Source organism: Paenibacillus sanguinis 2301083 = DSM 16941, from assembly GCF_000374825.1.
In the GTDB taxonomy this organism is placed as follows: Bacteria; Bacillota; Bacilli; order Paenibacillales; family Paenibacillaceae; genus Fontibacillus; species Fontibacillus sanguinis.
Genome location: NZ_KB895396.1, coordinates 35864 through 48213 on the forward strand (window position 1 = coordinate 35864; position 12350 = coordinate 48213).

Annotated in this window: 10 protein-coding genes, 1 tRNA gene and 1 rRNA gene; 1 reads left to right on the forward strand and 11 read right to left on the reverse strand. The window is 48.2% G+C overall.

What is annotated here, in order from left to right:
* Window positions 1-25: 25 nt before the first annotated feature.
* Window positions 26-1924 (reverse strand): ATP-binding protein, encoded by a 1899-nt coding sequence (locus C557_RS0120675; protein ID WP_018753765.1) that lies wholly within the window; start codon window positions 1922-1924, stop codon window positions 26-28.
* 333 nt (window positions 1925-2257) lie between these two features.
* Here C557_RS0120675 and tadA point away from each other — a divergent pair, with 333 nt between their 5' ends.
* Complete coding sequence (gene tadA, locus C557_RS0120680) at window positions 2258-2755, forward strand: tRNA adenosine(34) deaminase TadA (protein ID WP_018753766.1); 498 nt, start codon at window positions 2258-2260, stop codon at window positions 2753-2755.
* Window positions 2756-2867: 112 nt separating this feature from the next.
* On the opposite strand, the gene C557_RS0120685 is transcribed toward tadA, so the two are convergent.
* The 10 genes from C557_RS0120685 to rrf all read right to left on the reverse strand — a co-directional run bounded on the left by C557_RS0120685 (window position 2868) and on the right by rrf (window position 12192).
* A complete protein-coding gene (locus tag C557_RS0120685; protein WP_018753767.1) occupies window positions 2868-3905 on the reverse strand; it encodes a hypothetical protein in 1038 nt (345 codons plus the stop codon).
* Window positions 3906-3965: 60 nt separating this feature from the next.
* Window positions 3966-4880: a YitT family protein gene (locus C557_RS0120690; protein WP_018753768.1), complete on the reverse strand. Its 915-nt coding sequence runs from the start codon at window positions 4878-4880 to the stop codon at window positions 3966-3968.
* Between the two features lie 222 nt (window positions 4881-5102).
* Complete coding sequence (locus tag C557_RS24625) at window positions 5103-5258, reverse strand: small acid-soluble spore protein P (protein WP_018753769.1); 156 nt, start codon at window positions 5256-5258, stop codon at window positions 5103-5105.
* Window positions 5259-5398: 140 nt separating this feature from the next.
* Window positions 5399-5487, reverse strand: a tRNA-Ser gene (locus tag C557_RS0120700).
* Between the two features lie 62 nt (window positions 5488-5549).
* Entirely contained in the window at window positions 5550-6836 is a 1287-nt protein-coding gene (gene serS / locus C557_RS0120705; RefSeq protein WP_018753770.1) for a serine--tRNA ligase, read from the reverse strand.
* A gap of 143 nt (window positions 6837-6979) precedes the next feature.
* Window positions 6980-7558, reverse strand: coding sequence for a pyridoxal 5'-phosphate synthase glutaminase subunit PdxT (gene pdxT, locus C557_RS0120710; RefSeq protein WP_018753771.1), 579 nt, complete (start codon window positions 7556-7558; stop codon window positions 6980-6982).
* Between the two features lie 114 nt (window positions 7559-7672).
* On the reverse strand, window positions 7673-8554 hold the full coding sequence (gene pdxS / locus C557_RS0120715) for a pyridoxal 5'-phosphate synthase lyase subunit PdxS (RefSeq protein ID WP_018753772.1): 882 nt from the start codon (window positions 8552-8554) through the stop codon (window positions 7673-7675).
* 90 nt (window positions 8555-8644) lie between these two features.
* The gene (locus C557_RS0120720) at window positions 8645-10027 is read right to left on the reverse strand and encodes a D-alanyl-D-alanine carboxypeptidase family protein (RefSeq protein WP_026263604.1); all 1383 of its coding nucleotides are present in this window, start codon (window positions 10025-10027) and stop codon (window positions 8645-8647) included.
* Window positions 10028-10184: 157 nt separating this feature from the next.
* Window positions 10185-11642, reverse strand: a complete 1458-nt coding sequence (guaB, locus tag C557_RS0120725) for an IMP dehydrogenase (RefSeq protein ID WP_018753774.1) — start codon at window positions 11640-11642, stop codon at window positions 10185-10187.
* Window positions 11643-12075: 433 nt separating this feature from the next.
* A 5S ribosomal RNA gene (rrf, locus tag C557_RS0120730) occupies window positions 12076-12192 on the reverse strand.
* Window positions 12193-12350 lie beyond the last annotated feature (158 nt).

Here is a 12350-nt window from a genome sequence, read left to right on the forward strand (position 1 = left end):
ATCCTTTCGTACTTAGCAACCCACCTTATTTGGCGAGATCTGCCTGCACTTCATTTTCCTCCCGCTCCACTCGCTGTGCCAGCGGCAACGTTATCGTTACAACAGTCCCTTCACCTAGCTCACTCTCAATCACCATTGTCCCGCGATGGCCCTCTATGATACGATGACTGATCATAAGTCCAAGTCCGGTCCCTTTTTCCTTATTCGTATAGAAGGGCTCACCCAGCTTATGCAGCCGCTCCTTGGCAATGCCCTCGCCCTCATCAACTACCCGCAGTACGGCATGATGTTTCCCAATCCCCAGATCAAGAATAATCTTTCCGCCCTTAGGCATAGCCTCGATGGCATTCTTTAGAATATTGATAAATACTTGCTTCAATTGATTCTCTTCACAGTGTACCAGAATAGGACTCGATGAGAAAAGCACATTGAATTCAATATTGCGCAAATGCGCTTCACTATCCAGCAAGGAGGTAACGTCACCCACGATAAAACGCACATCCTTGATTTGAAATTGTACAGCCTGGGGCTTGGCCAAAATTAAAAATTCACTAACGATCAAATTGATTCGATCCAATTCCGATAACATCACATCGGTATGCATAACATTAATCGTACCCGTTCGTTGTTGCATCTGCAGAAAGCCACGCAGCGTGGTTAACGGATTGCGAATCTCATGCGCAACTCCCGCCGCCAATTGCCCAACGGTCGTAAGCTTCTCCGAGCGACGAAGCAACTCGTCCATTCTATTGTGTTCGGTCATATCCCGGGAAATACTGATTAGTGCCGTGATTTCCCCCTCCTGGTTAAAGATCGGTGACACACTGATGCTTACCTCTATCAGGCTACCATCTTTGCGAAGGCGAACCGTCTCTGCAAGAACAGAAGCCGACCTGCTGATGACTTCCGCCTCATACTGCCAGACTGGTCGACCAACCTGCTCTGAGGAAGGGATAAAGTCCAGCACTGAACCCACGATTTCCTCACTGGTCCAACCATACAGGCTCTCAAAGGCAGAGTTAACCTGCAACACTCTCCCCTGCACATCCGTAACGTGAATTGCATCAGCCGTCTGACTAATGATGGACTCCATGTATTCCTTCATGGAGCGATTCTCTTCGTTCTTCTGCTTCAGCTCTGCCATATACTGCCCCAGATTGTCGGCCATGGAATTAATCTTATGTGCCAACAAACCAAGTTCATCATGACGACCAACCTTCAGGCGAGCTTCGAATTGACCGGCCGAAAGGACACTCACCTGGTCAAGGATGTGGCGAATTGGGCGAATCAGCCCACCGGACAGCCAATAGCTTGCCAGGATCAACAAACCGAGTAACCCAAGGGAAACAAGAATCTGGCTCATAATTTGTTCGGCAATCACCGCTGCAATGGGATCGTAGCTCGATACAACCCGGATGACGTAGGGCTCCTGCATACTGGCCGCAATAGGAACGTAGCACTCCAGTACATGCTTTCCATCGATCCAAGTATTATAGAGCAGGCTGCGATTCTGGGCAATCGACGCTTTAACAGCCTCATCCACAACCTGATCATTTTTATAGTTGTATGTACCGAACAACCAACGCCTATCATCCGTGTATCCCGGATCAATTCCGGTAATTTCCAACAAATTTTTGTTTCGCGTAAGTGATCGCTCCCAAATACGATCCGGGCTGGTCATTTGCAGGACGGGTTCAATCATATCCTCACTCATCTTGTCGCCCAACGTCAATTTCACATAACTATAGACCGACCGACTCTGCTCGACAGCAATCGCTATGTGATTGGCCGTAAGCATCATATTATCTTCACTGTCCTTATGTAAATTATCACGGGTCAACAAAAAGCTAATCACAATATTTAAAGACAAGATAATCAGAGAAAAAGAAGATATAATTAAAGCGAGCTTGGTCTTAATCTTCATGTGGCTTCCCACCTCCAAGATAAATGTGGATATCTATGGGAATCCAGGGCTGTCTATTCTCATCCTATCTGTTATGTAATGTTATGCAAAGACATTGAAATCCCTAGATTGCTTTCTTACAATAAGTAAAAGTTACTCATTGTATTGAATCACATCAGGTTGATTTATCCACAATATATTAACATATTAACAAGCACTTTGGATAATATGTGAGTAAAATTGGGGATAATGCAGCACTTATGCACAATGTTATTAACAACATGTTAACAACGAATGCTTGTTCGTTGGACAATGTTGAGGATATTAACGAATCTGAAGGAGCTGAATTTCGATATGCCGTTCTCATCCCCCCTTATTCCCAAGCCCCCCGCCTCGATTCACTCTCATGAATATTGGATGGCAGAAGCGATCGAGGAAGCTCGTAAAGCTGAAGCCATCGGAGAGGTACCCATCGGCGCCATCGTTGTCTGGGGAGATGAAGTAGTTGGGCGCGGGCATAACCTAAGGGAAAGCTCCCACGATGGCACCGCCCACGCAGAGATGATTGCGATTCGCGAAGCCAGTAATCATTTTGGGGCTTGGCGGCTGCTCCACTGTCGTCTCTACGTAACGCTAGAGCCCTGCCCTATGTGTGCCGGGGCCATAGTCCAATGCCGCGTGCCTCATGTCATCTATGGAGCACCCGACCCCAAAGCAGGCTGTGCTGGTACATTGATGAATCTGCTGCAGGAGCCGCGCTTCAACCATCGCACCGAAGTCACCCATGGCATTATGCAAGAGGAATGTGCTTCCCTGCTGACAACCTTCTTCCGGAGGCTGCGCAGCAAATAACCCTCTATTAAAAACATATAAACCTCCAGCCCTATGGAAAAACATAAAGCCGGAGGTTATATAATGTTGACCTGCTCACTTCAAGAGTCAATAGGCGAAATGGAATATTATGTCAATAACCGAAGCTATGCATAGCTTCCTGCCATTGCTTTGTGCTTATTGGGTTCGTAGGGATACCGATTTCAAATGGCGGTTGCTCATTGATTTGACTATACTGGCGAGTCAGCCTCAGGACGATTCGTGCGCTCTCCTGGGCATTTGGAGCATCCAGAGTAAGGTCCATCTCCCCCGAGGTATAGACAGGGTAATTTTGCTCGTCTATGGCGGTGTGAACCGTTACTGTATTAATTACTAATGCATCAGCCAGAGCTTCGGGCATAAAAGGGTATCCCTTTTGTTCCCATATACTCCGCACTTCCGGCAAAACCTGACCTTTAAGAACCTCTCGCGCTTGCTTCGCCTCATTATTGCTTACTGCGAACTGCACCACTTGCTTTGCTGGCACCTCTTCCGGTAGCGCGGCTTGCTCTACCCCGACATATTTGAAATAGGTATCTCCATCATAGCCAGCCAGCAGGGCTGCCATGAATATAGAACCAAGATTCTGTACTTCCCCAGCGCTCACTTGTGGTAACTCGGTAGCGGCTTGGCCACTTTGCTGAGCAAGCTCCTTGAAATCAAGCGTTATGAACTGCCCTGCCAGTTCTTCCGGCATGGGGAGCAGCGGCGTGCTTGGCAACTGAACATATAGCTTGTCCGGAGTGATGATTAAAGGAATGGTCACCGTAATAGCCATTTTGCCCTGGAGCTTGATCTCCAGCAATGCCTCAGCTTGGGCCGGCTCCTTATGGTATATCTGCCGCACTCGAATGTCGGCATCCTTTAGCCAAGGCAGAAGTATACTCCATGCTGACAATTCTGACGAACCTGTGGGTTCTGCTTCTTCCACTTCTTTTTCAGCGGTTTCCAAGTCCAGCTCCACGCTCAATACTTCAATTTGGCTCTCCAGCACATAGGAATCTGCCTCAACGATCTTGCTAACAGCGAGGCTTAAGGCATCCTTCGCTGCCTTTTGCCCTGTACAGCCAGGTGCAATAAGCATCAACGCGAACGCAAATAGCAAAGTAATTGTTACACTTCTCTTAAACATAAACCCTCCTACGGGCTTCATTTCTATAGTTACATATCATTTGGGGTACATTTCGGTGTATCAGTGAATCGCTTTTTTCTTGAAGCGTCCCCCCTTAACATCATGGATATTTCCCACTGCCAGAAATGCATGCTCGTCATAGTAATTAACAATTTCCTTGAGCTTGGCTTCCTCCAAGCGAGTAATCACACAGAAGATGACTCTCTTCGGGTCCCCCGAGAAGCCCCCCTCGCCTGACAAATAAGTAACTCCACGACCCAAACGGCTCAGGATTGCATCCCCGATCTCATCAATTTGATCACTGATAATCCAGACGGATTTGGATTCATCCAATCCATCCACGACGATATCAATCGTCTTGTAAGCAATAAAATAAGCCAACAGCGAGAACAAGGCTCGTTCCCAACCAAATACAAAACCAGCAGAGAGCAGAATGAAGAAGTTGAAGAACATAATCACTTCACCCACGGAAAAGGGCGTCTTTCGGGAAATCAGAATAGCCACAATCTCCGTCCCATCAAGCGATCCGCCAAAGCGTATAACCAGTCCTGTCCCCAAACCCAGCAAAATACCGCCAAAGACAAATGCCAATAGCGTATCCGTCACAAAAGGCTCTACCGGATGCAATAATGCCGTACCTAGAGACATGATCGAAATACCTATCAACGTGGATATAGCAAACGTCTTGCCAATTTGCTTGTAGCCAATAATCAAGAATGGAAGATTAAACAGAAAGAGAAAGATCCCCAGCGGTAACTCCAATAAATACGAGGTCATGACGGATATACCGGTTATACCGCCATCGGTAATTTTGTTAGGGACCAGAAATAGCTCCAAAGCAACTGAAACAATCATGGCTCCGATGACAATAAACAATGTTCTGAACATCACGCTCCGCATGGAGCGTTGTTTATGTTGCCGAACCTGTGTCGCGGTGTCATTGTCCGTAACATGGCTTGGATTGATTACGTTCATAAGCATCACGATCCTTTCGCGTTCATTCTGCCTTTTGGCTGCCTCTTATGTTCCCGTGCACTATTGCTACGGCTTAAGACACTTATCTATATTATGACATTTTATTCCCTTCCTGTCTTGTGATTTCTATATTATACACAAGGAGTGGCTAAGTGCCGTTAACAACGGAAGTGACACTAAAACCCCCAGCCGAAGGCTGAGGGTTGCGAGAAAAGCATCGAATTATCCTTGTGGATTATGGTGATCCACATGATTTTGATTTTTTACTTTTTTGGAGCCTGACAACGGCTCTTGCCCGTTCTTCTCCTCGTGCCGCTCACGCTTGCGATCTGATTCGTTCTCGGAGCCGGCAGTCTGATACGTCTGAGGCTTAGTCATAGCAGTTTCATCCTCTCTTCTTATACAAAATGATGAACATCCTTGGAGATTGTTCATACACAGGCTTAATGTGTGATGAAACAGCCTTCTTTATGCATAAAAAAAGAGAGCATCTCTGCTCTCTGGTTCGACGATATATATGGCGGAGAGGGTGGGATTCGAACCCACGTGGGCTTGCACCCTAACGGTTTTCAAGACCGCCCCGTTATGACCACTTCGGTACCTCTCCAAAGGTGAATCCGATTAGCGTAACAAATCAGATTCTACCATACAAAGCACTGATTATGCAAGTTATTTTTTCTTTGTGATCTTCTCAATATTACCCATGTATGGACGCAGCACTTCCGGAATTTCCACACTGCCATCCTCCTGCTGGTAGTTCTCCAGAATAGCGGCAACGGTTCTGCCTACGGCCAACCCGGAGCCGTTGAGTGTATGCACAAATTCCGGCTTAGCCTTCGGCTCCGGACGGAATCGAATATTGGCCCGGCGCGCCTGGAAATCCTCAACATTAGAGCATGACGAAATTTCACGGTAAACTCCACTTTCCGGCAGCCAGACCTCCAGATCGTAGGTTTTAGCCGAGGTAAAGCTCATATCACCCGTGCACAAGGCCAGAACCCGATACGGCAGATTGAGCAATTGCAGCACGCGTTCGGCGTTGGCGGTCATCGTTTCCAATTCCTCATACGAATGATCCGGGTGCACAATTTTGATCATTTCTACCTTATTGAACTGATGCTGACGAATCAACCCGCGGGTATCACGCCCGGCGGCCCCAGCCTCCGATCGGAAGCAAGAGCTGTAGGCCACATATTTGCGCGGCAAATCCTCAGCATTCAAAATCTCGTCACGGTGATAGTTGGTCACCGGTACCTCAGCCGTCGGAATCAGATAATAGTCACTGCCGCCCGATAGCTTGAACAAGTCTTCCTCAAATTTAGGAAGCTGACCCGTTCCATACAGACTGTCGCGGTTAACAATGTAAGGCGGCAGCATCTCTTCATAACCATGTTCATTACTGTGCAAGTCCATCATAAAGTTAATGAGCGCACGCTCCAAGCGGGCTCCTAATCCTTTGTAGAAGGTAAATCTTGACCCGGTTACCTTGGCCGCTGCTTCAAAATCCAAAATGCCCAGATCCGCCGCCACATCCCAATGAGCCTTTGGAGCAAAGGCATAGGACTTCGGCTCACTCCAACGGCGCACTTCTACATTCTCTTCCTCAGAAGCGCCTACAGGCACACTTTCATGCGGGATATTCGGGATCGACAGCATCAGCTCTTCAATATCCGCTTCCAATGCCCGAACTTCCTCGTCCAGCTCTTTAATGCGATCACCGACCTGACGCATCTCCCCGATCAACTCGTCCGCGTTCTCCTTGTTCTTCTTCCGCTGGGCCACCTCCGCCGACACCGTGTTCCGGCGGTTCTTCAAGGTCTCACTCTCTTGAAGCAGCTCACGGCGTTTCTCATCCAACCGCGGAAAACCTTCGATTAAATCCAGCGATTTTCCCCGGCGTTTTAGCGCATCTTCCACTCTGGCATAATCATTTCTCATTACTTTCACATCTAACATGAGTAGTCCCTCCTAGAATCATCCCTGCACAGACCTGCCGACCTTCTCTTTGGAAGACTCTCCGGACGGAAAGGCTGCTATGGAATATAGAAACGCCGTATAAACAGATAAAACCTTAACCCATCAAAGGAGTCAAGGTCTGCTTACGGCTGTTTGGCTTGCTTGACCATCTCTACAAAATACGTATGCAGCGAATAATCATCCGTCAGTTCCGGATGGAACGACGATACTAGCAAATGCCCCTGGCGGGCCGTAACGATCTCATCCTTGTAAACGGACAATACCTCGACTCCTTCTCCTACTGCCGTAATTAACGGCGCTCGGATAAACACGGCGCGAAGCGGAGCCTCCAGCCCTTTTACCTCAAGATCTGTCTCAAAGCTCTCCTTCTGGCGTCCAAAGGCGTTACGCGATACCTTGATATCCATTAACCCGAGATGCGCTTCTTCACCGCTCTCGATCTCCTTTGCCATCACAATCAGACCTGCACAGGTACCAAATACAGGCTTGCCCTGCCCCGAAAAATCCTGAATGGCCTGAATAAAATCATACTTTCGCATCAATTTGCCAATGGTGGTGCTTTCCCCGCCAGGAATGATCAAGCCGTCCAATTCGGCCAATTCCTGCGTATGCTTGACCGCAACACCCTCCACACCAGCCTTCTCCAAGCTGCGCACATGCTCGGCAACAGCGCCTTGGAGCGCCAACACTCCTACTCTCATGACAAACCTTCTTTCTCTGGCAGCCTAAACTATATGTACCCCGGTCATTGGTTAACAACGGCCGGGGTGAATATCCTACTTGCTATGAATAAAGTAAGCGAAGCAATTCAGGAATTACCAGCCGCGATCAGACATACGTTCTGCCGGAGACAGCTTGGAAATTTCGATGCCCTTCATTGGAGTACCCAAGTTTTTGGACACCTCGGCGATCAGCTTGTAATCTGTATAATGAGTTGTCGCTTCTACAATAGCACGAGCAAACTTCTCAGGGCTATCCGACTTGAAGATACCAGAACCTACAAATACACCATCAGCTCCCAAGTGCATCATCAAAGCAGCGTCAGCCGGTGTAGCTACACCTCCTGCGGCAAAGTTGACTACTGGCAGCTTCCCATTCTCATGCACCTCAAGCAACAGATCATAGGCTACGCCCAGGTTCTTCGCTTCGGCATACAGTTCATCCTTGGACAAGTTTTGCACCTTGCGAATTTGGCTATTAATCAAGCGCATATGACGTACCGCTTCGACAATGTTCCCGGTTCCCGGTTCGCCCTTCGTACGGATCATAGAAGCCCCTTCACTAATCCGGCGCAGAGCCTCGCCCAAATCCTTCGCTCCACAAACGAACGGTACGGTAAATTCACGTTTATCGATATGGAAGACTTCATCCGCCGGAGTCAGCACTTCACTTTCATCCAAATAGTCTACCCCAAGCGATTCCAGAACTTTCGCTTCCACATAATGACCGATCCGTGCCTTAGCCATAACCGGAATGGATACGACCTTCATTACCTCTTCAACGATCGTAGGATCCGCCATACGGGCCACGCCACCCGCTGCCCGAATATCGGAAGGAACACGCTCCAGTGCCATAACGGCGGTTGCTCCAGCCGCTTCAGCAATCTTAGCCTGCTCGGCATTCATGACGTCCATTATAACGCCACCCTTTTGCATTTCAGCCATACCTCTTTTTACACGCGATGTTCCTGTTTCCATGTCCAATCCCCCCGATAATAATCTAACTTATTATTCTACAATAATCGCCCTGAAAATACAACTCTTTTACTCGGATTTGACTCCTGTTCATTAGAACAGGTTCTTAATTCCATTGAACATATCGCTGAAAAATTGTCCAATCGCCCGCATCATCAGCTTGAACCAGCCTGCCTTCTCCGCATCCTCCACCGTAATTAGGTTGACCGTCTTCTCCAACTCCTGTTCCATCCCTGGAGCTTTAAAGGTGTATTTTACAGTCCCTACCTTCGTACCTTGCTGTAATGGAGCTACAAGCTCGGTTTCATCCACTAGCGTAGCCTGAGCTTTTACTGCGCTGGTATCCACGCCTTTCGGGACCACAAAGCTGACCGCCTGATCCGTAACAACCGGAATTTTCGTATTCTTGGCTTTCTTTATGGTTACAGTCTCGGTACCAACCACCGTTGTCTTGGGTGCTACGATTTGCTTCGTTTCAAAATGATTAAAGCCATAATCGAGCACTTTACGGGTTTCAACAAATCGAGCCTTATCTGTAGCTGTCCCCATTACAACGCTGATCATTCTTACTCCATCGCGAACGGCCGTACCAGTAAAGTTATTGCCTGCATTGCTTGTGTGGCCCGTTTTCAAGCCATCCAAACCTTCGTAAGCAAACTGCTTGAAGTTCGTCACATTTTTGTTCGATTCCAGCATCCAGTTATAATTGATAATGGGTGATTTGTCGCGTTTTCTAAACTGGTAAGACGGAAGTGCTGTGAACTCAGCAAAATCAGGATGGTCGGTTACGATATACCGGGCCAAAATCGCTGCATCCAGTGCAGACATCACCGTCTCCTGATCGCCAGGGGTTCGGAACTTCTCCGGCATATCCGCAATGTCGAGTCCTGTAGAGTTGGCAAAATGAGCCGTCTTCATCCCCATACGCTTGGCCTCATCGTTCATCATCTTAATAAAATTTTGCTCAGAACCAGCGACGTGCTCAGCCAACGCGACTGTGGCATCATTTGCTGATCCCACCGCCATGGCAATATATAACTCTCTTATCGTATGTTGGTCTCCCTTAGCCAGAAAAATCCGGGAACCTATAGTCTCGGCTGCATTTTCCTGCACCGTAACCACATCGTCCCAACTGAATTTACCTTGCTTGACGAGATCGGCAACAATATATTCGGTCATCATTTTCGTCATGCTTGCCGGAGGAAACGGCTGCTCCGCATTCACATTTAATAATACTTGTCCAGAAGAGACCTCCATCAAGATCGCCGATTTCACTTCCAGTCCTAGTGACTCCACCGAAGGAATGGTTGCCGCATTCTGTGTCGAAGTCTGCTCCGTGGTTGTCGTTTGGTTCGTTCCTGTTTCGGTCTGCTCGCCTTCCGCCAACGCCAGCGCCGGTACGAGAGAAGAACATAGCAAGTTCAGCAGCAGTACGGAAGCTACGCTCTTGCGCAGGAAGCGCTGCTTGGTTGTCATAGTTTTAGATTTTAATAATTTGAGTTTCAATGCCCTTAAAAGCTCCTCTCGTATTCTTTCATTTGCTTTATCTATTCTATCACAGGGGTATCTACAAAAAAAGACAAGCAGGGTGAAAATCACCCTGCCTTATGTGGAAAATTATGGTCTGTAATAATTATAGCGAGTAGTTCGGTGCTTCCTTCGTGATTTGTACATCATGCGGATGGCTTTCACGCAAGCCAGCCCCGGTGATACGAATGAACTGGGTGTCATTGCGGAGCTCGTCCAATGTGCCGGTTCCGCAATATCCCATGCCTGCACGCAAGCCGCCGATCATTTGATGAATGGTGTCGGCAATAGGACCTTTGTAAGCAACGCGTCCTTCAATACCTTCCGGAACCAGCTTCTTATCATCATCCTGGAAATAACGATCCTTACTGCCTTGCTTCATAGCCCCCATGGAGCCCATGCCTCTGTACACTTTATAGCGGCGGCCCTGGTAGATTTCTGTCTCTCCCGGGCTTTCCTCCGTACCGGCAAACAAGCTACCCAGCATCACCGCGTGTGCCCCGGCTGCAACCGCCTTTGTGATCTCACCGGAATACTTGATACCGCCGTCGGCAATAATCGGAATACCGTACTCGCGGGCTACTGTCGCACAATCGTAAACTGCCGTAATTTGCGGTACGCCAATCCCGGCAATGACACGCGTAGTGCAGATCGATCCTGGTCCAATTCCAACCTTGACGACCGATGCACCAGCTTCAATCAAGGCTCTCGTGGCCTCACCCGTCGCAACGTTGCCCGCAATGATGGTCAGTTCCGGATAACGTTTGCGCAGCTCTGCTACAGCCTCTAGAATGTTGATGTGATGGCCATGCGCCGAATCGACAGTGATAACATCTACGCCCGCCTTAACCAGAGCATCGGTTCGATCGAACGTATCCTTGGAAATCCCGACCGCAGCTCCCACCAACAATCGTCCTTGAGCGTCCTTCGCTGCATTCGGAAATTGGATGGCTTTCTCAATATCCTTGATAGTGATAAGTCCCTTCAGAATGCCTTGTTGATCTACTAACGGAAGCTTCTCGATTTTGTGCTTCTGCAAGATGCCTTCTGCTTCTTGTAAAGTCGTCCCTACCGGAGCAGTAACCAGTTCATCACGCGTCATCACTTCACTGATCTTAATACTATAGTCATGCACAAAGCGTAAATCGCGATTGGTCAAAATACCTACAAGCTTATTCTCTTCATTCACAATGGGAACCCCGGAAATGCGGAATTTACCCATCACTTCCTCAGCATCCGAGACCAGATGGTCCGGAGTCAGAGAGAAAGGATTTGTAATTACACCACTCTCCGAACGTTTGACACGATCTACTTCCTCAGCTTGTTGTTCGATGGGCATGTTTTTATGAATGATGCCAAGACCACCTTCGCGAGCAATGGCAATAGCCAATGCCGACTCGGTCACCGTATCCATGCCCGCACTAATCAGCGGAATATTAAGCTTAACCTTATCGCTCAAGCTAGTAGACACACTTACCTCTTTAGGCAGTACTTCAGATTTACGGGGAACCAGAAGCACATCATCAAATGTTAAGCCCTCTTTGTTAAATTTACTTTCCCACACCGTGAATTATCCTCCTTTAGACTATTGGATTGTCGGGCCATATCCCGGCTGTTTCTCTTGCAAAATCAGGAACCTCTGGATGGAGCGGTTTGTCCCGAATCCAAAGAAAAAACGTCTGCGACGTAATAGCACGAAAAGCAGCTCCATCGCAGCAACCTTTTGCGCCTTAGAGCTACTTACGAAAATATATTATGCCAAGTTTAGCAAAGGCCCTATAGGCTGTCAAGGACAACCGCAGCCAAACAAGCCAACGACTTTCCACCGCATACGCCTGTCTATTCAAGGCGCACAAACCCGTCATTTCAGCCCCTTTTTGGATAATATTTCATCCCCATCAAGCACTCTCTCTTATATTCACTACGTCCAAATTCATGCTTATAAACATAAGCAAAAAAGCACCGCCGATTTATGATCGGCAGTGCTTCTCGTCTTTGCTTGGCAACGTCCTACTCTCCCAGGACCCTTCGGTCCAAGTACCATCGGCGCTGGAGGGCTTAACGGTCGTGTTCGGGATGGGTACGTGTGGAACCCCTCCGCCATCGCCACCAAACGATTCAAGCGTTTAATCGCTTGAAAACTGGATACGAAACGTCTTTGCGTGTTAGTTCTCTTGGAGTGCTCTTCACGGCTTGCTCAGCCTGACGCCACTCTTCAGAGTGATATTTTGGATAAGCCCTCGACCGATTAGTACCTGTCAGCTCCATACAT